Source organism: Rhizobium sp. WSM4643 (assembly GCF_025152745.1).
In the GTDB taxonomy this organism is placed as follows: Bacteria; Pseudomonadota; Alphaproteobacteria; order Rhizobiales; family Rhizobiaceae; genus Rhizobium; species Rhizobium leguminosarum_I.
Map to the genome: position 1 here is coordinate 2,670,713 of NZ_CP104040.1, position 24,326 is coordinate 2,695,038.

A 24,326-nucleotide genomic window follows, 5' to 3' on the forward strand; every position below is an offset into this window, starting at 1 on the left:
CGCAACAGACCAAGGTGCGGCATCGGCATGAAGAAGATCGGTTTCCTCTCGTTCGGACACTGGACGCCCTCGCCCCAATCGCAGACGCGCTCGGCCGGCGACGCGCTGCTGCAGTCGATCGACCTTGCCGTCGCGGCCGAGGAGCTCGGCGCCGACGGAGCGTATTTTCGCGTGCATCATTTCGCCCGACAGCTGGCCGCACCCTTCCCGCTGCTATCAGCCGTCGGCGCGAGAACAAGCCGGATCGAGATCGGCACCGCCGTCATCGACATGCGCTACGAGAACCCGCTTTATATGGCCGAGGATGCCGGTGCGGCCGACCTCATCGCCGGCGGCCGCCTGCAGCTCGGCATCAGCCGCGGTTCGCCCGAACAGGTGATCGATGGCTGGCGCCATTTCGGTTATGCCCCGCCAGAGGGCCAGAGCGAGGCCGATATGGCCCGCCATCACGCCGAAGTCTTCCTCGAAGTGCTGCGCGGCGAAGGATTTGCCAAACCGAACCCACGGCCGATGTTTCCAAACCCGCCCGGCCTCCTGCGCCTAGAGCCGCATTCCGAGGGCCTGCGCGAGCGGATCTGGTGGGGCGCAAGCTCGAATGCCACCGCCGTTTGGGCAGCCAAGCTCGGGATGAACCTGCAGAGTTCGACGCTGAAGGACGATGAGACGGGCGAACCGTTCCACGTCCAGCAGGCCGACCAGATTCGCGCATACCGCGAGGTCTGGAAAGAAGCCGGCCACACGCGCCAGCCGCGCGTCTCGGTCAGCCGCAGCATCTTCGCACTGGTCGACGACCGCGACCGCGCCTATTTCGGCTATGGCAACGACGGTGAAGACAAGATCGGCTTCATCGACGAGAAGACCCGGGCGATCTTCGGCCGCAGCTACGCCGCCGAACCCGACGCCTTGATCAAGCAGCTCGCTGAAGACCAAGCCATCGCCGAGGCAGACACCCTGCTGCTGACCGTCCCCAACCAGCTCGGCGTCGACTACAACGCCCATGTCATTGAAGCGATCCTCACCCACGTCGCGCCTGCGATGGGTTGGCGCTGACGCCGCGGCACGACAGGCTGTCTTCGCCGGCTACAGCGCCGCGTGTCTTTTCAGACGCGCAAAGGACGCTGTAACACTTTGAATTGCTGCGGCACTCTATGGCTCATGCACTGTTTGATTTGCCGCAGCCAATTTCCCCATGGCCTGCTGGATGGCCGAGAAGAACAGCGCCGTCGTGATCCCGAACATCATCAGCCCGTTGGCTGCCTGCAGCGGCGCAAGCAGCCGGATACGGCCGTCAAGCACCACGTCGCCATAACCAAGCGACGTGAAGGTGACGCCCGAAAAATACATGGCCGTTTCGAAGTCCTCGAAGGCACCGAGCACGCGATATAGCAGTGCCCAAAAAGCGACCTGGAGGATATTGCCCAGCATGAGCACGATCATCAGAACCGAGAATTGCAGGAAGACCCTCCGCCAGGGCTTTCGGCCCACGGGTTGCGTGCGCGCGTGAGCAAAATAACGCGCAGCCAGCACCGAAGCCAGCGCCTGGAGTGCGAGGCAGATCGCCATCGCAAGCAGGCCGAGACCAATGACCTTGATCATGGGGCCGGACCTTCGATCCGGGGGCCGTCCTCGACCGGGCGCTGATGCAGCCATTCCATCAGCAACACGAAGCCGACGGCCAGCAGCACGGGGCCGACAAATATACCGAGAAGGCCGTCAGCGATCATCCCTCCGATGACACCGACCAGGATGACCGGCATCGGCACATCAGATCCACGGCCGAGCATCAAGGGTTTGAGCAAATTGTCGCTCAGCCCGGCGATGAAAGACCATATGGCGAAGATGATTGCCGGTGTTGTCGCTTCCGTGACAAAGACATAGGCCATGACAGGCAGCGTCAGCAGCAGCGGCGGTATCTGCACGACTGCCAACAAAAACGTGACGACCGTCAGGGCACCGGCCGCCGGAACCCCGATGGCGAAGAAGCCAATACCAACGAGCATCGACTGGATTGCCGCCACACCGACCACGCCGACCGCAACTCCCCGGATCGTTGTGGCAGTCAGGTGGACGAGCCGGGCACCCCGCGCCCTGCTGTTGGTGACGAGTTCCAGCAGACTGAGGGCAAAAGCTGCAGCACTCTTGGCATAAGCGACAAGCACGGCGGCGATCGCGATGGAAAGAACGAAGGACAGGCCGCCAGAGGCCAGGCCACCAGCGAAGGATGCGAGCCACGCAGCAGGCTTGCTCAGCATCTCGCCGTATTGACGCAATGCCGAGGGCAGGTTGGCGGCAGCGAGCGACCAGCTTTCCGAGATCTTCGCTCCGACCACCGGCAGGTCGGCAAGCCACGTTGGAGGCGGCGGAATTGTCAGGCTATGGTTCTGCAAACTGGACACAAGCCAATAGATGGAAGACCCAAGCGATGTAATCACGACGAGCATCGGCACTAGCACGACGGCAACGCCGACGATCCCAATGAGAGATGCCGACCAGCGATTGCCGATCCGATCGGACAGGCGCAGATGCAACGGATGAAGCATGACCGCCAGGATCACTGACCAAAGCAGAATGCCGAGGAACGGCAACATGATCCTGGCGCAGACATAGACCAGAAGCGCGACGACTCCCAATTGAACCGCCGCATGGATGATGGACGGTCTCGGCGGCGCGAGATCCACATTCGAAGCGCTCGACGTCATTTCCCCTCCCCCGGCCCGGTCTCCGCCAACGAGCGAAGCCGGACGTTCACGCATCGGACAACGAAACCTTCCCACCCGGTATCTGACCTGCGCCGCGAAGATTTTGCCAACGCCGTGAAAGATCGTCTCCAACGCCCCATCATCATACACGACTTCGTGAAAACGGGATACGGCCACCGCTGCCGGGCTCTCAACCCCTGGTGTACCTGGCGCGAAATTGGCGAGGACTGCAGCCCTCGCGTTCGTGAAAGACACGCGAAAAATAAAACGGATCATCCAGGCCGACCATGGCGGCGATGGTTTCTATCTTCTCGTCGGTGGTTGCCAAGAGCTGTTTGGCGTGGTCCATGCGCGCACGAAGCTGGAATGCCTTGGGCGGCAGCCCGGTTTCGAGCGTAAACCGCCTGCGCAGCGTCGCCGGCGACATGCCGTGCTCGGCGGCGAAGGCTGTAAGGTCCAGCGGTAGCATTGCGCGTTGCCGCAGCGTCTCGACGATTTCGGCCATGTCGGGCCTGTCTCGGCGCTGATCGGCCGCGCCGCTTGCCTGTCTTGCGGCCGATATGACGATGCGATGCAGCATCAAGGCCGCCGATGCCTGCCCGAGGTTAGTATCGTCGAGCAGGTCGGCATGCAGGCTGCCGAAGAGCCGCACCATCTCATCTACGTGATGCAAGGCCACGACGGGCTGTCGCTCGGTCATGAGCCTCAACCGGACGAAGTCTCGCGTGAACGACCCTTCGAAAAGCGCCCAGCGCTCGTCCCAGCCGCCTTCATCGGGACCATAGGAATGCACGCGGTTCGGAAACAGCCAGAAAAGGATCGGCCCGGTGAGGCTCAGGCGGCCGCTGGCCGCGGTGTCCAGCCAGCCCTGCCCGCGCTCTACTAGCACAATGGCAAAACTCGGCAGTTTTCGGTCCGTCACCGCACGGCGGGCCTGCTGCCTGCCGCTGCCGATAACAGCAAGTCCGCCGGCAGCGGCAAGGGGCGTCCTATAGATGGCCTCTGGGTCTCTCATGGTGAGCGAAAAGTCCAGCTACGAATTTCCTCTATGTCGGTTGGCGCGCCGGATCAGGTAATTGATGGCAAGCCAACTCAAGCGACGGAGGAGTGAAATGTCAATTGCTGCGGAGGCCGTGCAGATCCGAAGGCCGGAATTTCCCCTTGCCGCCCATGGCAAAACCTTGCCTGCGGAGCGGACGGGCTGGCTGATGCCGACCGATCCCGCCATCGGCGTCGACGCCATCCGGCGCCGCTACCAGCACGATGGCTATGTCTGGCTAAAAGGCCTTCTGCCGCGGGTCGATGTCATCGATTTCCGCCACTGGGTCTTCGAACGCCTTGCCGAAACCGGACTGGTCGAGCCGGGCAGCGATTTTTCTCTGGGGATCGCGTCTGCCGGTGGCTTCGACAGAAGCCTGGCGGACCGGCGCCTTATGTCGCTCGTCCGCTCCGCCGCCTATGAAGGCTTCTGTGCGCAACCACTGCTCGCCGGCTTCATGGACGATTTCCTGCAGGGCATCTCCTATCTGCACAAGCGCAAGATCATGCGCTTCGTCCAACCGGGATCGCTGACAGCCACGCCCGCCCACTACGATCTCGTCTATCTCCGCGGCGGCACCAGCCGCCTGGTGACGGCCTGGATACCGATCGGCGACACCCCCGCCGAGATGGGCGGCCTGGTCTATCTCGACGGTTCGCATGCTCTGGGCACCAAGTTGGAGGCCGAATTCAGGGCGGCAAGCGGCGATCTTTCTCCGGAAGAGCAGATCAGTGCCTATAACAGCCACATGAGCGAAGGCGGCTGGGTCTCGAAGGATCTTACCGATATGGCAGAGCGTTTCGACACCCGCTGGCTCGCCGCCGATTACGAGGCCGGCGACGTGGTGCTCCACTCGCCCTACATGATCCACGCCTCGACCATCAATCAGGACCGCAGCCGGCGGCTGCGCCTCTCCACCGACATAAGATATCAGAATGTCGACGACGAGATCGACGTCCGCTGGAACAACCACTGGAGCCTCGGCGACATGCTGTAGCCCGACTTTCCAGTGCCCATCTTTGACCTGCGATCCGGGGCGATGGCTGCTGTAGCAGGTTGATTGGCGAAGGGACGTCCACATAGAGCAAAGCGTGGGGACCTTACTGCCGCGATCGGCGTTGATGGTCCGGGCCTTGAACGATCCCATGATTGCCCGACTTATTGACGTAGCCGAACCGCTCGAGTTGCCTCATGCCGCGTACGAACCTGAACGATATCCTGGTTTTCATGGCCGTCGTCGATGCGGGGAGCTTTATCGCCGGCGGCCAGGCGATGGGCCTGTCCCGTTCCGCGGCAGGCAAGGCGGTCATCCGTCTGGAGGACCGGCTCGGCGCGCGTCTGCTCAACCGCACGACGAGAACGCTGAGCCTGACCGACGAAGGCCGGATGTTCTACGAGCGCGGGCTGCAGATCCTTGCATCGGTCGACGAGGCGGAGGCGAGTGTGGCAGGGCAGAACAGCACGCCGCGAGGTGTTCTCAGGCTCACCGTTCCCGATGCCTTCGGGCGGCTCGTCGTCCTGCCTTTGCTTGAAAAATATCTTCGGGCCTGGGCCGATATCCAGGTCGAAGTGAACTTCACCGATCGCCTGGCCGACATTATCGAGGAAGGCTTCGATCTGGCGATCCGGATCAGCGCGACGACGACGTTGGACACCCGCCTGGTCTCGCGCGTCATCGCCAGCTACAAGGCGCGGCTCTGCGCCTCGCCGTCCTACCTTGCCGAGCGCGGCGAGCCGGGCGATATCGACGATATCATGGCCCACGACTGCCTCATCTTTGCCAGCCGCAATCAAAGGCAGGGCTGGCGCTTTCGCGGTGAAGGCGGTCCCTGGGTCAAAGCGCAAGGGCGCAGCCGTCTGAGGCTCGATAGCGTACAGGCGATCCGCGACGCCGCCCTGGCGGGACTGGGGATTGCCCTCCTTCCCGATTTTCTCGTCGCCGACGATCTCGTCGCCGGGCGCCTCCAGCAGGTCCTGCCCAGCCTCGAAACTGCCGACGCAAAGATCGTCGCTCTCTATCCCGACAAGCGCCTGCTGGAGCCGCGTGTCCGCCGCTTCATCGATCTGATGGTCGAGGAGCTTGGAGACCAGGGCCAGGCACGCAACCGCGACGCTAGCTCTGGGTGATAGCCTTGTCGAATCCGCGAAAGCTTTTCAGCGCCAGGGGAAAGAGGGTAGCGGCGAAATAGGCGAAGCCTGTGAGCGAAAGCGCCGCGGCAAGACCGATCATGCTGATCAGCGCGCCACCGACGAGACCGCCAAAGGGGATGAGAACAAAGCAGAGGGCGGCGTTCATCGCGGTAACGCGGCCGGTCAACGGCTTGGGGATGCGCTCGAAGATCACCGCAGACAGGATCGGATTGAGGAAACCCGATGCAAATCCTGCGACTGCCAGGGTGATGAAGATGAGGGCGAGCGGCGCATCCAGCGCAACAACGAGAAAACGCGGAAATCCGGTCAGCAGGAATGCCACGGTATAGACCATCAGGCGTGGCATCCGCTCGCCGATCGCAGCGGCAATTGCAGCACCAGCGATCGAGGCGCCGGTGAAGGCCGAAAACATCGCCCCCAGCAATTCCGGGCCATGGCCCGACCTCTGTGTCCAGACGGGCAGCAGCACGGCGTGATAAGCCTGGTCCAGTAGGTTGGTGGTCGCCACCATGGTGGCGATGCTGACAAGCACCACATCGCCGCGCAGAAAGCGCCAGCCTTCCCTGAGATCGCTGAAATAGGAGGACATCCCGCCGGGCCGAGCCTCTGGCGCGCCGCGTGTCGGCCCGGGGATGCCGACTCCCACAATCAGCGCAGCGGCGGCGAAGGTGACGGCATTGACGACGAGCGCCTGCCCCGAGCCGATCAGACCAATCAGCGCGCCGGCGCCGGCTGCCCCCGCCGTCGAGGCCAGCCGCTCGATAGCACCGACGACGCCGGTGACCCGTTCGAGCGGCATGGCCGCCAACGTGGCGATTTCGGGAACCATCGCCTGCTTGGCGGCATCGGAAGGGCCGCGCAGCACGCCCATGGCAAAGACGACAGGCAGGAGCAGCGGCATATCAAGCAGGCCAAAGAGATCGAGCAGCGGCACCAGCCCCACCACGGCCACCGAGGCGGTATCGCAGACGACGGCGATGCGCGTCGGGCCGACGCGGTCGATCAGCGGCCCACTGAGCGCCTTGGCGGCGACATAGGGCAGCATTTCCATCATCGCCGTCAGCCCGGTCAGAACCGGGCTGCCCGTCGTGCTCAGCACCAGCCAGGGAATAGCGATGGTCGACAGCCGCGTGCCGGAAAGCGAAAGCGTCTCGGCTGCGGCAAGCGCCAGGAATGGCCCACCCCTTCTCATGGCTCGTCATCCCCCTCGCGGTGCGGAAGCCGGCCCGGATAGGGAAAGGCGTGCAGCATGATCGAGAACGGAACCATATCCGGGGGTGCCAGCTCTCCCAAAGGCGGAGCCACCCGCATCGCTTCGAGAATGATATCGGTCAGCCGCTTGGTCAGGGCTTCGGCCTGTTCCGCCGTCATCGGAATGATGATGTCGCTGGCCGTACTCGCCTTGCGCCATTCTGCCGGCAGCTCGGCATATTCCTCCAGCGCCTGTTGCATCTGGCCGACCTGCAGCGAGAGTGCGGCCTGGTTGAAGGCGAGATCGAGATCCAGCGTTTCGCCCTCAATCTCGCTTGCCGGCACCGAGGTGAGCTCGTGGCTGGCGCGCCACCAGCGATCGCGCCGCGAAGCATGCGGCGCTTCCTCGATGAAGCCGTATTGGGCAAGCTGACGCAGGTGATAGCTGGTGGCGCCGCTGTTCAACCCGAGCCGCACTGCCAGCTGCGTCGCCGTCGCAGGTCCATCGACCCTGAGCATGCCGAGCATGCGCAATCGGACTGGATGCGCCAGCGCCTTCAGCGCGGTCGGATCGGGCACGACGCGGCTGATAGTGCGGGGTGCGGTGACTGATTGAGCAGGCTGCGGGCGCGGTGTTTTCATGCCGCCAGCCTAGTATTACAAACATATTTTTGCAAATCTTTCTTTGCAAAACTGTCTTGGCTGCCGCAGCTCAATCCGTCGGCAGGGCAAAGACAGCGCAAGGGTCGGCGATGCCGCGCAAGGTGTGCTCTCCGAGCGGCGTCAGCGCCGTCGCCGTATTCGCTGCCACCGTGCCCGAGATCAGCACGCTTCGGCCGAGCGGCTTGCAGAGCCCCTCCAGCCGGCTGACCAGATTGACGGCGGGGCCGATGGCGGTAAAATCCAGCCGGTCGGCCGCGCCGATATTGCCCCACAGGATCTCGCCGAAATGCAGCGCCGCACCGAAGGGCAGCTGCGCCAGCCCCTGCGCCTGGCGCAGCTGATCGAGATGGGCCATGCCGGCACGGCTGGCGGCGACCGCCCGAAGTGCGGCCTCGCAGGCCTCGCGATCCGCTCGGCCTGCGTCGCGCTCGCCTGACGTAGCCGTGACCGGAAAGATCGCCAGCACGCCGTCGCCGATGAATTTCAGCACCTCGCCGCCGAAGGCATGCACTGCGCCGGCGACGCGGTCAAACCAGGCGTCCAGTGCTGATATCATCACGTGAGGTTCGGTCACCTCGGAGAGGGCGGTGAAGTCGCGCAGATCGGCGCAAAGAAGGGCGGCGCGGATGGTCTCGCCGGATCCGCGGGCAAGCGCGCCGGCCTGCACTCGCGCGGCGCTACGGCGGCCGAGATAGGCTTCAAGCAGCGCTGCCCGCGCCTCGCGCGCCGCCAAAGCGGCGAGCGGCGCTGCGGCAAAACGCGCGACCTCGCGCAGCAGGCCAGCCTCGGCCGGGCCGAATGCACCTGCCCCTTCCCCGCTGGAAACCCTCGCCCAGCCGAGCAGCGGGCTGTCCGACCGATTATCCTGCGCAGGCCCGATCCGGTCCTCCCATACCGGCCCGAGCCCGGCCAGCCACTCGCGCCCGGCTTCGCTCCGCGGAGCCGCGGCAAAGGCCAAAGCCTCAATGACAGCGCCGGTCTCCGCCCGCCACAGCCAGGTGCGCCGCGCGATGATCGGATGCGGCACCGACAGCGTCAGCGCGCCGCCCAAAAGCTGCAAGCCATCGGCCAGCAGCCGGCGTCCGAGTTCGGCCAGAAACCATTCGGGACTGGGTGAGGCACCGGCCTCGTCAACCAGCCAGGCAAGGGGAGACGGCAGATCCATGGCTTAACATCGCACGCTGACCGGGGCGGCCGCAAGGATGTCCCCCGGGTGAGCGCAGGCAGCCACTCCGAATGTCCATGAGGACGTTCCCATCGACTCAACCTGTGGCCCCCAAAAGGACGACCGCATCCCCTGTCGAAAACCACCGCGGTGGAAAACGAAAAATAAACACTTTAAACTTGCGCGACTTTGATTCCATTATAAGGTCGTTCATCATCGTGTGATTGAGGGGTGCGATGGGTACGACATTCTGGCCGAAAGATCCGCTGGATGGAAACGACATGACGCTGCTGACGTCGATCCTTCGGCGATGGTGCGAAAGATATCAGGTCGAACTGACGGCGGAGGAGAGCAGCCGCAAGGCGAAGGAACTTGTCGAATGGTTCGAATTCGGCGTCAAGGATCCCGTCGAGCTCGAGGAATTGATCGACGACAAGCACTGGCTCGTCAGCAGGATCTGACCGTAGACAAATCGGGAGGACGCTGCCGGTCAGCGTCGACGAACCTATCTCATCAGAAAAGGCCGGGCGAAATCGCTCCGGCCTTCGTCCATTTTCACCTAAGCGAGACCCTTAGTCATCATCATCCCGCCAACGCCGATCGCGATCCCAGCGCCGCTCATGGCGCCAGCGCGGACCATCCCAATCCCGGTGACGCCGCTCCCAGCCCCAGCGGGGCGGACCACCGTAGAAAGCTACCGGCGGCGGGCGTCTCCAGTTTGGCCGGCATTCGCCCCAGCGCGTCAGATGCCAGCCGCGACCGCAGGCGTAGTCGACCTTTGTGACATTGCTCTGCACATTGATTGTCCCAAGCGGCATCGCCTCCGCGGTGCCGAACGAGAGGCTGCCGGCAAGCAAGGCAGCCGCGATAGAAAGTGCCTTCATCGAGAACTCCATTTTCAATCCAGCCACCCCGAGCTTATGGCCGCTAAATTGAACTGGAGATGAATTGCGCGTTCATGTTTGACGCGCGCAGAGAGCGTGGTTGGGCCGCGAGGAAACCGCTCAAGTTCTGCCGTAAAAAGCGTCGGGACCCGGATCACGCCCGGCGGCGACCTCGGTCAGCCGCCCCAGGTAATGCGCCCAGCCTTCCGCATGGCCGGCACATTGCTCGGCGCTCGGCAGGCCGCTATGGGTGAGCCGCAGCAGCGTTCCGCCCCCCTGCTCGATCAGGTCGATCTCGACCAGGCTCGACCCTGGCGGCACCACTTCGCTGCCATCCCAGCCAAAGCTATAGGCAAGGCGATGAACCGGAACCACTTCTCGAAACGAGCCGCGCGCAAAGCGGGCGCCGGTGACGTTGACAAGATAGAGCCCGCCAGGCTGCGGCTCGACCTGCGCCTCCGTTCCCATCCAGCGCAGGATCTTTTCCGGGTCGGTCATCAGCGCGAACACCGCGGCCGGCGGCGCCGCGATATGCGCCTCGCGGTGGACGACGAAGGGGTCTTGCATCTCTCTCTCTCCCGTGGTTGCCACGGCCCTGCCCGCCTCCGGTGGAGACGGCGCATCCTGTCTTGCCGTGCTATTCTGACGTGAATGTCCTCACTGGATGCATGTAGGCGCAAGCGCATCCTCAGCAAGAGGGCTTGCCCGTCGCGATCAACCAACAAGCGAAATCGCCGCTTCGGAGCCCTGATCCTACATTGGCCGCGAAGCATTTCGACCTATTGCCAGCCCGTCGCCTTCCCCCTATTGTTCGCACCGTTCTCAGGGCGGGGTGCAAGTCCCTACCGGCGGTGTGTAATCAGATTGCGAGCCCGCGAGCGCCTTCTCAGGAAGGGTCAGCAGATCAGGTGAGATGCCTGAGCCGACGGTCATAGTCCGGATGAAAGAGAACGTGCGTTCCTGCCGCCCTTGCGGCTGTCGGGGACGTTCGTGATCGCCTTGGGTGATGTGTCTTTTCGCCAAAGGAGATTACCATGACACCCACCCGCTATGCCTTCATCAAAGCCAGCTGGCACGCCGACATCGTCGACCGCGCCCTTGATGGCTTTCATCAGCTTATTCCGCCCGAGCAGATCGATGTGTTCGATGTTCCCGGCGCATTCGAGATGCCGCTGCTGTCGCGCGATCTTGCGGCAACTGGACGCTATGCCGCTGTCGTTGCCGCCGCCTTCGTCGTCGACGGCGGAATCTACCGCCACGAATTCGTCGCCCAGGCCGTCGTCGATGGGCTGATGCGCGCCGGCATGGATACCGGTGTGCCGGTGCTGTCGGTGTCGCTGACGCCGCATCAGTATCAGGAAACCGAGCATCACAAGCAGATCTACCGCGCACATTTCGTCGAGAAAGGGCGCGAGGCAGCAAAGGCGGCTCTGACGATCGGCAAAACCCGCGCCGCCCTTGCTGCGTAGGAACTTCCTGCACGCCGGCTCGACGAGCCGCAGGACGACAGACGAAGTGGCGGGGGACCGACCCCGCCGCCTCATCGGATCGACATGACCTCACCAACCGCAGGAATGAAAGCGACGCGCCGTGTGTCGCAGCGGAATCCGCTAATACCGGCCAAATCAGACAGAATAATTGATTCGACGACCCCACCGCGCCGTGGTCAACTTGGCCCGTCACGTGTCCGCAATTCTCAAGACATCCAGAACCCAAGGAGCTTAAGATGAGCAATGCACTGCGCAGCGAAACCCCCATCGAGACCCCGAGAACTCAGCCCGTCGACACCAAGCTCGAGGTGGTCGTCATCCCCGTTTCCGACGTCGACCGCGCCAAACGTTTTTACGACGGGCTGGGTTGGCGGCTCGACGCCGACTTCGCCAATGATGCCGATTTCCGGGTGATCCAGTTTACCCCGCCCGGCTCCGGCTGCGCGATCATCTTCGGCAAGAACGTCACCGCCGCAGCCCCCGGCTCAGCCCAGGGGCTTTATCTTATCGTCTCCGACATCGAGGCAGCCCGCCGCGATCTCATCGCCCGCGGCGTCGAGGTGAGCCAAGTGTTCCATGACGCGGCCGGCGTCTATGCCGGCAAGGACGAGCCCTATCTGTTCGGGCGGCTGCGGATCGCCGGCCGCGATCCCGATCACCGCAGCTATCGCTCCTTTGCATCTTTCAAGGATCCCGACGGCAACGGCTGGCTGTTTCAGGAGGTCACCACGCGGTTGCCGGGACGCATCGATGCCGACGAGACGAAATTCACGACGTCGACAGACCTTGCGTCAGCGCTGCGCCGCGCGGCGACCGCTCACGGTGAACACGAGAAACGGAACGGCGGCAAACACGACGAGAACTGGCCGGACTGGTACGCCGAATACATGGTCAGCGAACAAGCCGGCAAGCAACTGCCCTTATAGGCAATGGCGGCGACATCCTCTGAGAAGCAACGGCATTTCGGTATGGCGCGCCCATGCCGAAATGCTCTATCGTGTCTTAGCCTAACATTACCGATCTCCTTGCCGGCGTCAGATCGAGTACCGGGATCCGCCAGAAGCCGTCATTGGGATGCGGGAGACATCTGCGACGTTACCCAACCGGAAAATGCGAGCATGGCCGCTGTTGACGGCCTCGATTGAAGTCGGGTTAGCCAATAGCTCCCCAACGATATGGTGGTAGCAAAAGGTTGTCTGATAGCCCCCGAGGATAGGTGTCTGGAAAACATCGAAGGCGGGGCCAGAGCGATCCCCAGTCCTTGCAGGGCCGCCTCCATCATCGCCAGGGAAGAGTCGAAGACGATGCCTGCGTTTATCTGGGGCGCCGGAGGAACGTTCGCTGCGACAAACCAGGTGCTCCATTCGTCCGCCCTATAGCTCCGCAAAAGCGTCGCCTCGACCAGGTCTGCAGGCCGCCTCAAACGCTCGGCCAATTTGGGCGTGCACAGAGGAGAGAGCGGAGCGTCGAACAGACGCAGCGCTTCTGTGCCATGCCAGGAACCGCTGCCGAAGCGAATGGCAAAGTCCAGTCCCTCGGCCGCCATATCGACGCGATTATTGTTTGTCGAAATGCGCACATCGATGAACGGGTGCTGCCGTTGAAAATCCGAAAGCCTTGGCAATAACCAGCCGACGGCAAACGTCCCGACCACGCCAAGGAACAGCAATTCCCGCACCTGCCCGGCTTCAATCCGGTCCAACGTGATCGCCATCTGATCGAAGGAATTGGTCAAGGTCGGCAAAAGAGCTTCGCCTTCTGCGGTGATTTTCAAGCCTCTTGGAAGGCGCTGAAAAAGCGCAGCCCCCAATCGCCTCTCCAGGCTTTTGACCTGTTGGCTTACAGCGGCCTGGGTAACGCAAAGCTCAATCGCGGCACGGGTAAAGCTGAGATGTCTTGCCGATGCTTCGAAGGCCCTCAAGCCATTTAAAGGGAGGAATTGCCGAACCATCTTAGCCCTAGATTTTCTTGGATCTCCTCCGAGATATCATCGTTTGCTGCCGCAAAACAGTGCCGTTAAATGCCGTCCTCATGCGCCTTTGCGTTGATTGAAAGCTGCCTGCGGAGGATGAAAATGAATCGCAATTGGATAAAAACTCTATCGGCTACGTTGGTCTCGACATGTATTTCCACGAGTGGCTTTGCGGCCGACGAAATGAAACTGAAAGCCATCTCGGACGCCGCGATAAGACCAATTATGGATAAATACGGCATTCCGGGCATGGCCGTTGCCATCGCCGTTGACGGGCAGAACCACATCTTCAACTACGGCGTCGTGTCGAAGGACACTAACAGGCCCGTCACTCCGGCGACCATGTTCGAACTGGGATCGATCAGCAAAACCTTTACAGTCACCCTCGCCTCCCACGCGGACGTGACCGGCCGACTTTCGCTGTCGGACAAGGCAGGAAAATATCTTCCGTCGATGAACGGAAGACCCTTCGGCAATGTCGAGTTGATGAATTTTGGCACGCACACGGCTGGCGGATTTCCGCTGCAAGTTCCCGATGAAGTCAAAACCGAAAAACAGCTGATGGAGTATTTCGCAAGTTGGAAACCTTCATACGCCGCCGGAACGCACCGAACATACGCCAATCCGAGCATCGGCGTGCTCGGATACATAACGGCGAAAAGCATGGGCAAAGATTTCACAGCTCTTATGGAAGACCAATTGTTTCCTTCTCTCGGGTTGACGAGCACGTATATCAATGTGCCGAAATCGAGAATGGCCGACTATGCCCAAGGCTACAAGCGAAGCGGTGAGCCGGCTCGGATGACACCCGCCACTCTTTCGTCCGAGGCCTATGGAGTGAAATCCACAGCAAGCGACATGATCCGGTTCATCGACGCAAACATGGGACTGGTCAAGTTGGACGGAAAACTCCAGCAGGCGATCACCAATACGCACACTGGATACTTCCATGTCGGCGCGATGACGCAAGACCTTATTTGGGAGCAGTATTCCTATCCCGCGACGTTGACGACCTTAATGGACAACAATTCCAGCGCGATGCTCAAGACTATTCCCGTCAAGCAGCTGAAGCCGGCGATGGAACCGCGCGACGATGTGTGGATCAACAAAACCGGCTCCACGAATGGTTTCGGCGCATATGTGGCGTTCATCCCGAAAGAGCGAGTTGGTATCGTCATTCTGGCCAACAAAAACTATCCCAACGAGGACCGTGTCTCTGCCGCATACCAGATACTGACTGATATAACTACGGCGCGTTAATCCCGGGCATCAGCGGTCGAAGATATCCCGCCATTGCTTCTCACCAATCAGGCAGTCAGTGCCCGCCTCAGCGCCGGCGATTTTCTGCACCATCGCCGGCGGGGATAGGTCGCTGATCTCCAGCACCAGCTTGCGGCGCACGGCAACGGCGAAATCCTCGATCTTGCGGACCGGCAGCACGAAGGCGCCGGGGCCGCCGATCACGCAATCCGCATAATATTTGTCGAGCCCGTTGGGCGCATCGGAGGGCCGCAGCATGATGGCAAGGCCGTTGATGACCATGCCGGCTTCCACCGCCTTGTCCCGAGTGGGGGTGACGGGATCGCCGGAATTGTTGGGACCGTCGCCGGAGACATCGATCACCTGTCGCCTGGACTGAAAGGGACTGGAAACGATCATGCTGGCGCCCTGGGCGATCGCGGTAGAGACCGATGTGCGCCGTTGCGTGGCAATCGGCCGGGCTTCGAGTTTGCTTAAAAAAAGCGATCGCATCCTCTTCCGTCTCGATCACCTGCCAGTCGATCACGGAATCCTGGACGACATAGCCAGCCCATTCGAAATAGCTGATGGCGATGCGGCCGGTCAGCCCGCCCTTCACCGCGTCGATGAACTCCTTGTGCTTCAGCGCCTCGACATAACCTTCGCGCTGGATGCCGATCTCCTCGAAATCCATCGACCGCGAGGTGTCGACGGCAAGCACGAGGGCCACATCGACCTCGCTTCCCTCCGCCTGCGCGATGGGGACGAGGCCGGAAAGACCCATAAGCACCGCAAGTGTCGTCAGCATTGGCAATCCAATCCCTGCGCCATCCAAGCCGGCGAACTCTAACACAGCTTGGCCGACGCAGATCGCTCGGCCCCGCGCATGGCTTCAATTTTCGGTGATGGAATCGGAAGCCTTCAATGCAAGGGAAGCCACAAGGGGGTCTTCCATGCCTTCAGCGCCTCGAGAAAGACCTGCAATCGGGAGGGCAGGAAGCGGCGCGTGGGATAGACGGCGTGCACGAAAATTTCCTCGGACGACCAGTCCGGCAGCAGGCGGACGAGTTCACCTTTTCTGATCTGTTCGTCGCAATAGGTCGAAGGCAGCAAGCCGATACCGAGTCCGCGATAGGTAAAGGCGCTCACCGCATCGAAATCCCGGCTCGATACCGGCCCCGACACATGCAGGCGAACCGATTTGCGACCGCTCACGAGATGCCATTCCGCCTCGCCGTTGCGGCCGTTCAAGAGCACGCATTGATGCTCCTTCAGGTCTTCGGGCTTGGTGGGAGGCGCCCTGCCCTTCAGATAGTCCGGTGCGGCGACCAGATAGCGCACGCTCTTGCCGAGCCGCTGCGCGACGATGGTCGAATCCTTGAGCTCGCCGAAGCGGATGCTGAGATCGACATTCTCGGCGATCAGATCGAGAAACTGGTTGGTCACGAAGAGATCGACCTGGATCTTCGGATAGGTCTTCAGGAAAGCCGAGACGAATTCGTAGAAGACTTCCTGTCCGAAGATGACTGGCACGGAGATCTTCAGCAGACCTTCCGGCTTTTTCTGCGTCTCGGTAAGCGCCTGCTCGGCATCAAGCAGATGGGCGAGAGGTTCGCTGCACCTGTTGTAGTAGGCCCGGCCTTGCGCGGTCGGGCTCAGCTTGCGGGTCGTCCGCTGCAGCAGCGTCACGCCGAGCTGCTCCTCCAGCGACGTCACCTTCCGGCTGACGGTCGATACCGGCATGCCGAGGGAATGGGCAGCGCGGCTGAAGCTGCCGTACTGCGCCACCTTCACGAAAACGGCGATATCGTTCAGATCAGCCATGTTCTGATTTTTGCATGGATGCAAAAGAGAATACAGATATTTCCATCTAATCGAGTAATGGAGTTTTCGCCATATTCACCCTGCGAAAACAAGACAACCGGATGGAGGCGCGTTCGCAGCAGCCCCATCTCGAGCGACCCCGCCTTTGCAGCCGCAAGGCCCGCGTTGCCCGAACCAAATTATGGAGATCAGCATGACTACGAGAAAAACAGTCATCGTCACCGGCGCCTCCCAGGGTATCGGAGCCGGCCTCGTCAACGCCTTCATCCAGCGCGGCTATAATGTCGTCGCCACCTCGCGCCAAGTCAGCGCTTCGAACGCCTTCCAAGCCGCGGACAGACTGGCGCTCGTCGACGGCGACATCGGCGACGCCGAAACCGCAGCGCGGGTGGCAAGGACAGCAATCGATCGCTTCGGCTCGATCGACGGACTCGTCAACAATGCCGGCATTTTCTTGGCCAAGCCGTTCGTCGATTTCACCATGGACGACTTCAAAAAATTGTCCTCGACCAACCTTGAGGGCTTCATCCACGTGACACAACTGGTCGTCAGACAGATGCTCACGCAGAAAACCGGCGGCAGCGTCGTCAGCATCACGACGCCATTGACTGATCATCCGATCGCCGGTTTCTCCGCTTCGGTGTCGATGATGACAAAGGGCGGTATCAACGCCATCTCCAAGAACCTGGCGATGGAATATGCGAACGAGGCCATTCGCTTCAACATTGTCGCTCCTGGCGTGGTGGACACGCCGTTGCACAAGGACAATCCGAAAGATTTCCTGAAGACGCTGTCGCCGATGGCAGGCATCTCGAACGTCGAGGAGATCGTTGACGCCGTCGTCTTCCTCACCGAAGCGCCGCGCGTAACCGGGGAGGTGCTGCACGTCGACGGCGGCGCACATCTGGGCAGATGGTAGACCATGCGAAAACTGAGGCAGCCGGCGCGGAACGACGGCTGCGGGAACTCGGCATCACGCTTCCCCCGCCGCCGACACCCTTCGGGGCCTATGTCGAAGCGATAAGGACCGGCAATCTGGTCTTCTTCAGTGGGATGCTGCCGGTCGTCGGTCATGAGCCGCGCTATATCGGCCGCGTCGGCGGTGTGCTGACCGCCGAAGACGGCAGGAAGGCGGCCGAAACCGCAACGCTAAGCGCGCTCGCAGCCGCCAGGGACTATCTCGGTTCGCTGGACAGGGTCGTCAGGGTCGTCAAGCTTGGCGTCTATATCGCGACCGAAGGCGATTTCCGCGACCATCCGAAGGTTGCGGACGGAGCATCCGAAATGCTGCTTGCGGTCTTCGGCGAGGAGAAACTCTCAGGCCGCGTCGTGCTCGGCGTCGCCAGCCTGCCTTTAGGCGTGCCGATCGAACTCGAACTTGTTCTTGAGGTCGAGGAGTGAATGGGGGCGGTACTGGCGCGGCATTGTCCGAGGTCCCTCATCCTTGTAGCCCGCATGGCGAAGCCTCGAAGGACACGCTCCGGCACTGCTCCTTGCATCTACTGACCGCCGGCGCACCCGCCTCGCCCTTCGGGGCCCCTGCGGGGCGCCTCAACAAGGATGAGGCTCTCGTGAGCACCGGCGGACTGATAAGCACAAAGCATTATCACCCTCACACAGCCACCAACAGCAGCACATAGGCGATCACACTCACCATCAGCCCGCGGAACGCAAAAGTAACGCAGCGGTATTTGTTGCGGGCGATGGTGGAGAGGATGTCGGCGTTTTCGAGATACTGCTCGAAAAGGTAGCGCTCGTCGCGCCGCAGCGCCGCATCGAAGAACCGGTCGCGATGACCGTGCCAGGCGCCCCAGAACAATGACGTCGAGTTGTTCAAATGGCGCGGCAGTACGACGAGAATCGCCGACAGCATCGAAAAGACCGAAGCTGCGGCAAGCAAGCCGGAGAACAGCATACTGCCGGGCGTCCCGCTCACGTAGCGCGCCAGGCTGAAGACTGCCCTGACATCGCTGGAACTCACCAGGAATGCCAGCATGAATGTGAAAATATAAGCGGCTTTCTGGTCAGAGATCTTGATCTGATCATAAAATATGTCATTGATTTTCTTGATATGATCAAAATACCCGGCGCCGATGTCACCCGTCGACGGTTCGCTTGGCATAAGTTCAGTCGCGCTCTCGAATTCGCTCACCCGAATACTCCATCCCATAAGTGTTTCCCTGATATTACACTTCACACGGAATTCAAGAACACGTGTGCAATATGCTTGACTTTTCTTTTCTACTTGGACAAAGGGGAAGCGGGGGTTGGGGTCATGCTGGGTCGCTGGAAAAACATCTGTCGCGCCGGGGTGGCGCTTGCGCTTGTCGTACCGGGCTTTTCGCCGGCGGCGGCTGACCCCGTGCAGCGTGCAACACCGGTCGCCGGTTCCGTCATCGCCCGCAAGACCGGCGAGGAGGTCCGCTTCATCGACGTGTCGAACTGGCGCGTCGTCGACATCAATCAAGACCTTCTGACCGGCGACGTGCTGCGCACCAACGCCAACGGCCAGCTCGCCATTGTCTTTTCCGATCACACGCAGGTTCGCCTTGGCCGCAATTCCTCGCTGCAGGTCAAGAAGATGGCCGCGAGCGGCGACACGACGCTGGAGCTGCAATCGGGAACGATCTGGGCGCGCGCCGAGCGCGGTGGCCAGGGCCTGACTGTGGAAACGCCGGCGGCCGCAGCCGCCATCCGCGGCACCGACTGGACCATGACGGTTGAGGGCGCCAAGACCTCGATGATCGTGCTCGAAGGCCGTGTCGCGCTCACCAACCCGCAGGGCAGCGTCGAGGTAAACGAGGGCGAAGGAGCGGTCGCCACGATCGGCCAGGCGCCGCGCAAGCTCGTCATCGTCACACCCGACGATCGCGAGCAGATGCTGTTCTACCTGAACCTGCGCGACGGCTTCGGGCTGATGCCGACCTCGCCGCTGCCGGCAGGCCGCATGGCCGACGAGCGCCGCCGGCTGCTGGCTTTGCCGCCGGAACGGCGCACCACTGAGGACTGGCTGGAGCTTGCCGAAGTGCAGAGCGCCTTCGATGGCCGGCAGGTTACGGCCGCCACGCTTCAGGAGATTCGCCGTCGCAAGCTGACGACCACCCAGAAGGCCCGCCTCGACCTGATCGATGCCACGATCGCCGGCTCCGAAAAACGCTACGACGAAGCGGCAAGATTGTTTGCGGCAGCGCTGCCGCATCTCGACGCCAGCCGCCGGAACATGGCGCAATATGGCGGCTATTTCGCCCGTTCGCTTGCTGATCCCGCCCATGTCGAAAAGCCGCCTTCGGCTGCTGTCGGCCCCTATGGTGCGATCATGCAGGCCTATACCGCCGGCTTTTTGCAAAACCCGCGCGCTGCCCTCGATGTGATCAGCCAAGCCGAAAAGCGTTTTCCGGACGATCCCACCCTGCCCGCGATCCGCGCGCAGCTGGCGCAGCTGATCGACGACCGCGCCCAGATGCAGGAGGCGGTGAACCGTGCCCTCTCGCTTGATCCCAACCATCCGATCGCCCTTGCCGCGCGCGCCTCCTACAAAGCGAGCTACGAAAGCGACATCGACGGCGCTTTAGCCGATCTGAACCGCGCCATCGAGCTTGCGCCGGGGGCGTCGGGATCGTTGAACTCGATGGGCCTGCTGCAGAGCGCCCGCGACGCCAATGGCGAGGCCGAGGCCGCCTTCCTGAAGGCAATCGCGCTCGATCCGCAGGATCCCGTGCCGCACGCCAATCTCGCCATCCTCTATCTCGATCAGTCGCGCATGAAGGAAGCCAAGCGCGAAATCGATACGGCGCTTACCGTCGATCCGTCCTTCGACATCGCGCTTCTCGCCCGCGGCCGCTACTATCTGCAGACTGGCGAACGCGACAAGGCGCTGGCGGATCTGCTGGCGGCCAGCACCGCTAATCCGGCGCATTCGCAGTCACAACTGATGCTCGCCGCCGCCCATTACGAAAAGGGTGACCGCATCCCCTCCGCGCAGGCGGTCGACAATGCCGACAGGCTCGACAAGAACGATCCCGTCATCTCCTCCTTCCGAACCGCTGTCGACATCGATGACTACGACGCCGACGGCGCGATCCGCAACGCCCAGGAGTTTCTCCGCCGCTCCAGGGCGCGCGGCGGCGACTACAGCGCTCTCGGCGCCAACAAGGATGCCGGCTCGACGCTGAACAACGCTTACCGCCTTCAGGGCCTGGATGCCTGGGGCCGGTATTACGGCGATGCCGTCTTCAGCCCCTTCGAAGGCAGCGGCTATATCGATCAATCGATCAAGGGCAGCATCTTCCCTTACGTCAACGCGACGAGCTTCGGCGATGACAATGTCATCCAGTATCGCAACAATGCATCGAGCTATTCATCCTTTATCCAGGGCTTGCTGCTTGATCCGCACATGCTCTCCGGTCGCTCGCGCTCGGCAACGCTGCTGCGCACACCCTTCATAGAAGGTTCGCTCGGCGGCGGCATCAACAGCGTCGACGGCCATACCAGAGGCATCGGCGAGGCTGAGATCCAGGGCTTCTCCAACGAGACGATCCCTCTCAGCTTCTACGGCAACCTGACATGGGAAGAACTGGCGCTCGACGGGGACTATCGCGACTTCGGTGGCTTCTCGACCGATAACAAGCTCGTCGGCGGCAATGGCTACCTGACGGCAACAGTGACGCCGGACGATCGCGTAGTGGCCTATGTCAACCATGCCAAGAACGATGGGACGCTGAACGCGCTGTCATCAAACACCGGGTTCATGGAACTCCTCTTCCGCGTTCCTCTCCCGTTGCCTCTTTATACAGCGCAAGACACTGACAGCCAAAGCACGAGTGCCGGCATTGGCTGGAGCCACACGTTTGCCTATGAAAACGTGTTGAATGGAGCGCTGCTTTATTCAGGCAGCAAGTCGAAGACGAGCAACGTCCTTGATGTTGATGTGGACCCGCTGTTTATCGGCGCAGGGGTTCCCTTTATCATTCCCTTTACCAACGTCACGCAGGAGGCGGAATCAAAAACCTATATCGGTGCCTTGAGCCATTCCATAGGTGCCGGACCTTTGACATTGCGCTACGGTATCGAAGGCGGCTGGATGGACGTCAGCAGCACCGTCGATACGACACTTCTGGGCTTGACGGCGCCCCTCGAGCACAACGAGAACACCGTCAATATAGGCCGCGCCTATGTCGATGTGCTGCATGAGATCACGCCGGATCTCAAGGGCGAATACGCCTTGTTCGCCACGCGCCTGGATGGCGACGGCATCGATATCAGCCGGCTGGAGCCGCGCTTCGGCCTCGCCTGGGCACCGGTTCAAAACCACTGGCTGCGTGCCGCCTTCATGCGTCAGAGCTTCGATAGCGGAGTGCCGACGCTTGCACCGATCGGCATATTAGGGCTGCAGGCCAACCAGTTTTCCGCCAATCCGCAGGGCTATACGGATACGGTCGCGCTGCAATGGGATGCCGAGTGGACCGATCGTTTCTTCACCTCGGTCGAATACCAGCACCAGGAATTGCATGATTTCTCGATCGACTTTCCGCTGATCTCGCTTCCGGCAGCCGACAGCCTGCCGCTATCACGCGGCAGCATCGACCGCGCCGCCGTGACCGCCAACGTCGCGCTCGGCCATGGTTTGGGCCTCTCCGCCACCTATGCCTATATGGAATCGGAGAACAAGGATCCGCTGGAGCCGAACTACGGCGGCTCGCTGCCCTACATTCCGAAGAATTCCGGGCAGATCGCCCTGACCTGGGTCAGCGAGGCCAAGGTCAAGGCGACGGTGGCCGCCAATTATGTCGGCGAGCGCGACGGCGACGATCTCGGCACCAAGCTCGACGACTATTGGAGCCTCGACGCCCACCTGATCTGGGAACCGCTGGACAAGCGCATCGCGCTGGAAGCGGCCGCCTATAACCTGCTCGACGAGGATTTCGAGCTCACGCCCGGCGTGCCCGGCTGGGGCCGCGCCTTCAGGGGCACGCTCAAAGTTCGCTTCTGATGCGGGTGCGAGGCAAGCCTCGGCAGGTCAGGTCAGCCAGCCGGCAAGCCGAGAGCCGCCATCTCAGGCTGCTGATACTGGCGCTTGCGACGCTGGTCGCAATCTCGCTCTTGTCGCGCCTGCCCGCCTGGTCGCTGCTGGAGCTGAGAAGCTTCGACTATCTCTCGACCGTCGACGATCCCCGTCCGCCACCCGGCGGACCCGTCATCGTCGCGATCGACGAGCCTTCGCTTGCCGATATCAACGCGCAGTGGCCTTGGCCGCGCAGCCTGCATGCCCAGCTTGTCAGGCAGCTACGCACGGCCGGTGCCCGTGTCATCGGCCTCGATATCATCATGGCCGAACCTTCGAACCCCGACAACGACGACGCGATCACGAGGGCTGTCGGCCCGGATGTCGTGCTCGCCGGCGACGAAACGCTGATCGAGACGCCCCAGTCCTCGCAACTGATCCGCGCCACGCCGCTGCCGCAACTGACTGAAGCGGGTGCTGTGACCGGCATCGCCTCCGTCGATCTCAGTGGCGACGGTGCGTTCCGGCGCATTCCAGGTTATGAGGACGGCTTTGCCGCCATGCTGATGAAGGCGTCGGGAGCAGCACCCAAAGCCTTGCCTGCTGGCCGGCTCATCCAATCCTTCGGCGCGGCCCGCAGCTATCCCACAGTCTCCTACTACCAGGCGCTCGACCCTGAGAACCTGCTGCCGCCGGATTATTTCAAGGGCCGCGTCGTGCTCGTCGGTCTCAGCCTGCAGAATGCCCCTGCCATCGACAAGGGCGGCGTCGATGCCTTCGCGACATCTTATACCGTCCACACCGGCACGCTGACCTCCGGCGTCGAGATCCAGGCAACGATCTACGACAATATCCGCCGTGGCCTGTCGATCGCGGAAGCCAGCCTTCCCATGGTCGCCGTTTGCATCCTGATCTCCGTGCTGCTCGCCGCTGCCACCGTCTGGCGTTCGACTGGATGGCTGACGATCGTCGCCAGCGTCGTGGCCATATTCGCCTTCGCTGCTGCGAGTTTTGCCGGCATCCGCTTTGCCCATATCTTCGTCCCGCCGCTCGGGCCAGTCGTTGCCTATGTCTCGGTCGCCTTCGGCCAAGCCGCCTTCGATTATGCCGAAGAACGTCGCAACAAGCGCCAGATCATCCGCGCCTTCGCCCAATATATCTCGCCCGATCTGGTCAGGCGCCTGTCGCACGACCCGTCGCAGTTGAAGCTTGGCGGCGAGCGGCGCACGCTCTCCGTGCTGTTTTCCGATGTGCGTGGGTTCACCACCATCGCCGAGACGTTGAAAGATGATCCGGAGCAACTGACCGGCCTGATCAACCGGCTGCTGACGCCGCTCTCCGACGTGGTGATGGATCATGGCGGTACGATCGACAAATATATGGGCGACTGCATCATGGCCTTCTGGAACGCCCCGCTCGACGATCCCGATCATGCACTGCACGCCGTCAAAGCCTCGCTTGCCATGCAGGCGGCGATATCGAGCCTCAACCGCGAGCTGGAGCGGGAGGCGGCGATGCGCGGCGGCAGGCCGCACGTGCTAAAGATGGGCGTCGGCATCAACACCGGCGAATGCATCGTCGGCAATATGGGCTCGACCCGCCGCTTCGACTATTCCTGCCTCGGCGACAGCGTCAATCTCGCCTCCCGCCTCGAAGGCGCCTCGAAGAATTATGGCGTGGCGCTGCTGCTCGGCGAGGAGACTGCAAGACTTGTCGCCGGCACCTATACCGTCGTCGAGCTCGACCGCATCATCGTCAAGGGCCGCACCGTGCCCTCGCCTGTCTATACCGTCGTGCACAAGGCCGACGCCGAAGCCCTTGCCGCCCATCGGGCCTTCACGCAAGCCAAATACGCCGGCACGCTTGCACCATCCGACCCCGCCTTCGACAGGCTGGCCGCCGATATCCCCGAGCTTACCCCCTACTACGCGATCGTCCGCGATGCGCTAGCCGAATCCGGCGAGGAATGACCGGGGACGACGTCTTCTCACGCCTGATAATGGCGCAC

22 protein-coding genes, 1 pseudogene and 1 riboswitch are annotated in these 24,326 nt (G+C 62.0%); of the genes and pseudogenes, 11 read left to right on the forward strand and 12 right to left on the reverse strand.

Annotation, left to right across the window (positions count from 1 at the left end; all coding sequences use genetic code 11):
* Positions 1-27 precede the first annotated feature (27 nt).
* The gene (locus N1937_RS13510; protein WP_170255226.1) at positions 28-1,050 is read left to right on the forward strand and encodes an LLM class flavin-dependent oxidoreductase; all 1,023 of its coding nucleotides are present in this window, start codon (positions 28-30) and stop codon (positions 1,048-1,050) included.
* A gap of 96 nt (positions 1,051-1,146) precedes the next feature.
* On the opposite strand, the gene N1937_RS13515 is transcribed toward N1937_RS13510, so the two are convergent.
* From N1937_RS13515 to N1937_RS13525, 3 genes are all read right to left on the reverse strand, one after another.
* On the reverse strand, positions 1,147-1,596 hold the full coding sequence (locus tag N1937_RS13515; RefSeq protein ID WP_017964935.1) for a potassium channel family protein: 450 nt from the start codon (positions 1,594-1,596) through the stop codon (positions 1,147-1,149).
* Positions 1,593-2,699 (reverse strand): AI-2E family transporter, encoded by a 1,107-nt coding sequence (locus tag N1937_RS13520; RefSeq protein WP_162116096.1) that lies wholly within the window; start codon positions 2,697-2,699, stop codon positions 1,593-1,595. Before N1937_RS13520 ends, N1937_RS13515 begins: the two co-directional genes overlap by 4 nt.
* Positions 2,700-2,889: 190 nt before the next feature.
* Entirely contained in the window at positions 2,890-3,714 is an 825-nt protein-coding gene (locus N1937_RS13525) for a helix-turn-helix transcriptional regulator (protein WP_162116095.1), read from the reverse strand.
* 97 nt (positions 3,715-3,811) lie between these two features.
* Here N1937_RS13525 and N1937_RS13530 point away from each other — a divergent pair, with 97 nt between their 5' ends.
* Together N1937_RS13530 and N1937_RS13535 are read left to right on the forward strand one after the other, a co-directional pair.
* Positions 3,812-4,735 (forward strand): phytanoyl-CoA dioxygenase family protein, encoded by a 924-nt coding sequence (locus N1937_RS13530; RefSeq protein ID WP_170255087.1) that lies wholly within the window; start codon positions 3,812-3,814, stop codon positions 4,733-4,735.
* 194 nt (positions 4,736-4,929) lie between these two features.
* Positions 4,930-5,865, forward strand: coding sequence for a LysR family transcriptional regulator (locus N1937_RS13535; protein WP_162116093.1), 936 nt, complete (start codon positions 4,930-4,932; stop codon positions 5,863-5,865).
* Here N1937_RS13535 and N1937_RS13540 read toward each other — a convergent pair.
* From N1937_RS13540 to N1937_RS13550, 3 genes are all read right to left on the reverse strand, one after another.
* Entirely contained in the window at positions 5,852-7,081 is a 1,230-nt protein-coding gene (locus tag N1937_RS13540) for an MFS transporter (protein WP_222291422.1), read from the reverse strand. The genes N1937_RS13535 and N1937_RS13540 overlap by 14 nt on opposite strands.
* Complete coding sequence (locus N1937_RS13545) at positions 7,078-7,722, reverse strand: ArsR/SmtB family transcription factor (protein WP_222291425.1); 645 nt, start codon at positions 7,720-7,722, stop codon at positions 7,078-7,080. The genes N1937_RS13540 and N1937_RS13545 overlap by 4 nt, the downstream gene beginning before the upstream one ends.
* Before the next feature lie 70 nt (positions 7,723-7,792).
* A complete protein-coding gene (locus tag N1937_RS13550; RefSeq protein ID WP_260056390.1) occupies positions 7,793-8,908 on the reverse strand; it encodes an adenylate/guanylate cyclase domain-containing protein in 1,116 nt (371 codons plus the stop codon).
* Between the two features lie 236 nt (positions 8,909-9,144).
* On the opposite strand from N1937_RS13550, the gene N1937_RS13555 reads away from it, so the two are divergent.
* Entirely contained in the window at positions 9,145-9,369 is a 225-nt protein-coding gene (locus tag N1937_RS13555) for a hypothetical protein (protein ID WP_162116089.1), read from the forward strand.
* 111 nt (positions 9,370-9,480) lie between these two features.
* Here the strand turns inward: N1937_RS13555 and N1937_RS13560 are convergent, their stop codons facing one another.
* Together N1937_RS13560 and N1937_RS13565 are read right to left on the reverse strand one after the other, a co-directional pair.
* Positions 9,481-9,792 carry a GCG_CRPN prefix-to-repeats domain-containing protein gene (locus N1937_RS13560; RefSeq protein WP_162116088.1) on the reverse strand — a complete coding sequence of 104 codons (312 nt, stop codon included), beginning with the start codon at positions 9,790-9,792 and terminating at the stop codon, positions 9,481-9,483.
* Positions 9,793-9,912: 120 nt separating this feature from the next.
* A complete protein-coding gene (locus N1937_RS13565) occupies positions 9,913-10,359 on the reverse strand; it encodes an SRPBCC family protein (RefSeq protein WP_017964945.1) in 447 nt (148 codons plus the stop codon).
* A gap of 247 nt (positions 10,360-10,606) precedes the next feature.
* Positions 10,607-10,748, forward strand: a riboswitch (FMN riboswitch).
* A 78-nt stretch (positions 10,749-10,826) separates the two neighbouring features.
* Between N1937_RS13565 and N1937_RS13570 the strand changes: the two genes are divergently transcribed.
* Positions 10,827-11,261, forward strand: coding sequence for a 6,7-dimethyl-8-ribityllumazine synthase (locus N1937_RS13570; protein WP_162116087.1), 435 nt, complete (start codon positions 10,827-10,829; stop codon positions 11,259-11,261).
* A 257-nt stretch (positions 11,262-11,518) separates the two neighbouring features.
* On the forward strand, positions 11,519-12,208 hold the full coding sequence (locus N1937_RS13575; protein WP_170255083.1) for a VOC family protein: 690 nt from the start codon (positions 11,519-11,521) through the stop codon (positions 12,206-12,208).
* Positions 12,209-12,348: 140 nt separating this feature from the next.
* Here N1937_RS13575 and N1937_RS13580 read toward each other — a convergent pair whose 3' ends face one another.
* On the reverse strand, positions 12,349-13,233 hold the full coding sequence (locus N1937_RS13580) for a LysR family transcriptional regulator (RefSeq protein WP_170255082.1): 885 nt from the start codon (positions 13,231-13,233) through the stop codon (positions 12,349-12,351).
* Between the two features lie 123 nt (positions 13,234-13,356).
* Here N1937_RS13580 and ampC point away from each other — a divergent pair, with 123 nt between their 5' ends.
* Positions 13,357-14,514, forward strand: coding sequence for a class C beta-lactamase (ampC, locus tag N1937_RS13585; protein WP_170282591.1), 1,158 nt, complete (start codon positions 13,357-13,359; stop codon positions 14,512-14,514).
* Positions 14,515-14,523: 9 nt separating this feature from the next.
* Here the strand turns inward: ampC and N1937_RS13590 are convergent.
* Both N1937_RS13590 and N1937_RS13595 read right to left on the reverse strand, forming a co-directional pair.
* Positions 14,524-15,301 (reverse strand): annotated as a pseudogene (locus N1937_RS13590) (DUF1194 domain-containing protein).
* A gap of 113 nt (positions 15,302-15,414) precedes the next feature.
* Positions 15,415-16,317, reverse strand: coding sequence for a LysR family transcriptional regulator (locus N1937_RS13595; RefSeq protein WP_260056391.1), 903 nt, complete (start codon positions 16,315-16,317; stop codon positions 15,415-15,417).
* 193 nt (positions 16,318-16,510) lie between these two features.
* Here N1937_RS13595 and N1937_RS13600 point away from each other — a divergent pair, with 193 nt between their 5' ends.
* Positions 16,511-17,236 carry an SDR family NAD(P)-dependent oxidoreductase gene (locus N1937_RS13600; RefSeq protein ID WP_222291437.1) on the forward strand — a complete coding sequence of 242 codons (726 nt, stop codon included), beginning with the start codon at positions 16,511-16,513 and terminating at the stop codon, positions 17,234-17,236.
* Positions 17,230-17,718, forward strand: coding sequence for a RidA family protein (locus tag N1937_RS13605; RefSeq protein WP_170255077.1), 489 nt, complete (start codon positions 17,230-17,232; stop codon positions 17,716-17,718). Before N1937_RS13600 ends, N1937_RS13605 begins: the two co-directional genes overlap by 7 nt.
* 211 nt (positions 17,719-17,929) lie before the next feature.
* Here N1937_RS13605 and N1937_RS13610 read toward each other — a convergent pair whose 3' ends face one another.
* Positions 17,930-18,469 (reverse strand): Pycsar system effector family protein, encoded by a 540-nt coding sequence (locus N1937_RS13610; RefSeq protein WP_017964951.1) that lies wholly within the window; start codon positions 18,467-18,469, stop codon positions 17,930-17,932.
* 123 nt (positions 18,470-18,592) lie between these two features.
* On the opposite strand from N1937_RS13610, the gene N1937_RS13615 reads away from it, so the two are divergent.
* Together N1937_RS13615 and N1937_RS13620 are read left to right on the forward strand one after the other, a co-directional pair.
* Complete coding sequence (locus N1937_RS13615; RefSeq protein ID WP_260056392.1) at positions 18,593-22,306, forward strand: FecR domain-containing protein; 3,714 nt, start codon at positions 18,593-18,595, stop codon at positions 22,304-22,306.
* Positions 22,306-24,288 carry a CHASE2 domain-containing protein gene (locus tag N1937_RS13620; RefSeq protein WP_260056393.1) on the forward strand — a complete coding sequence of 661 codons (1,983 nt, stop codon included), beginning with the start codon at positions 22,306-22,308 and terminating at the stop codon, positions 24,286-24,288. The genes N1937_RS13615 and N1937_RS13620 overlap by 1 nt, the downstream gene beginning before the upstream one ends.
* The last annotated feature ends 38 nt before the right edge of the window (positions 24,289-24,326 follow it).

Coding starts and splice junctions, on each gene's coding strand:
- N1937_RS13525 (WP_162116095.1), bottom strand. CDS start 3,714: ATGAGAGACCCAGAGGCCATCTATAGGACGCCCCTTGCCGCTGCCGGC.
- ampC (WP_170282591.1), top strand. CDS start 13,357: ATGAATCGCAATTGGATAAAAACTCTATCGGCTACGTTGGTCTCGACA.
- N1937_RS13530 (WP_170255087.1), top strand. CDS start 3,812: ATGTCAATTGCTGCGGAGGCCGTGCAGATCCGAAGGCCGGAATTTCCC.
- N1937_RS13510 (WP_170255226.1), top strand. CDS start 28: ATGAAGAAGATCGGTTTCCTCTCGTTCGGACACTGGACGCCCTCGCCC.
- N1937_RS13520 (WP_162116096.1), bottom strand. CDS start 2,699: ATGACGTCGAGCGCTTCGAATGTGGATCTCGCGCCGCCGAGACCGTCC.
- N1937_RS13560 (WP_162116088.1), bottom strand. CDS start 9,792: ATGAAGGCACTTTCTATCGCGGCTGCCTTGCTTGCCGGCAGCCTCTCG.
- N1937_RS13565 (WP_017964945.1), bottom strand. CDS start 10,359: ATGCAAGACCCCTTCGTCGTCCACCGCGAGGCGCATATCGCGGCGCCG.
- N1937_RS13540 (WP_222291422.1), bottom strand. CDS start 7,081: ATGAGAAGGGGTGGGCCATTCCTGGCGCTTGCCGCAGCCGAGACGCTT.
- N1937_RS13605 (WP_170255077.1), top strand. CDS start 17,230: ATGGTAGACCATGCGAAAACTGAGGCAGCCGGCGCGGAACGACGGCTG.
- N1937_RS13595 (WP_260056391.1), bottom strand. CDS start 16,317: ATGGCTGATCTGAACGATATCGCCGTTTTCGTGAAGGTGGCGCAGTAC.
- N1937_RS13600 (WP_222291437.1), top strand. CDS start 16,511: ATGACTACGAGAAAAACAGTCATCGTCACCGGCGCCTCCCAGGGTATC.
- N1937_RS13575 (WP_170255083.1), top strand. CDS start 11,519: ATGAGCAATGCACTGCGCAGCGAAACCCCCATCGAGACCCCGAGAACT.
- N1937_RS13615 (WP_260056392.1), top strand. CDS start 18,593: ATGCTGGGTCGCTGGAAAAACATCTGTCGCGCCGGGGTGGCGCTTGCG.
- N1937_RS13535 (WP_162116093.1), top strand. CDS start 4,930: ATGCCGCGTACGAACCTGAACGATATCCTGGTTTTCATGGCCGTCGTC.
- N1937_RS13545 (WP_222291425.1), bottom strand. CDS start 7,722: ATGAAAACACCGCGCCCGCAGCCTGCTCAATCAGTCACCGCACCCCGC.
- N1937_RS13620 (WP_260056393.1), top strand. CDS start 22,306: ATGCGGGTGCGAGGCAAGCCTCGGCAGGTCAGGTCAGCCAGCCGGCAA.
- N1937_RS13580 (WP_170255082.1), bottom strand. CDS start 13,233: ATGGTTCGGCAATTCCTCCCTTTAAATGGCTTGAGGGCCTTCGAAGCA.
- N1937_RS13555 (WP_162116089.1), top strand. CDS start 9,145: ATGGGTACGACATTCTGGCCGAAAGATCCGCTGGATGGAAACGACATG.
- N1937_RS13570 (WP_162116087.1), top strand. CDS start 10,827: ATGACACCCACCCGCTATGCCTTCATCAAAGCCAGCTGGCACGCCGAC.
- N1937_RS13515 (WP_017964935.1), bottom strand. CDS start 1,596: ATGATCAAGGTCATTGGTCTCGGCCTGCTTGCGATGGCGATCTGCCTC.
- N1937_RS13550 (WP_260056390.1), bottom strand. CDS start 8,908: ATGGATCTGCCGTCTCCCCTTGCCTGGCTGGTTGACGAGGCCGGTGCC.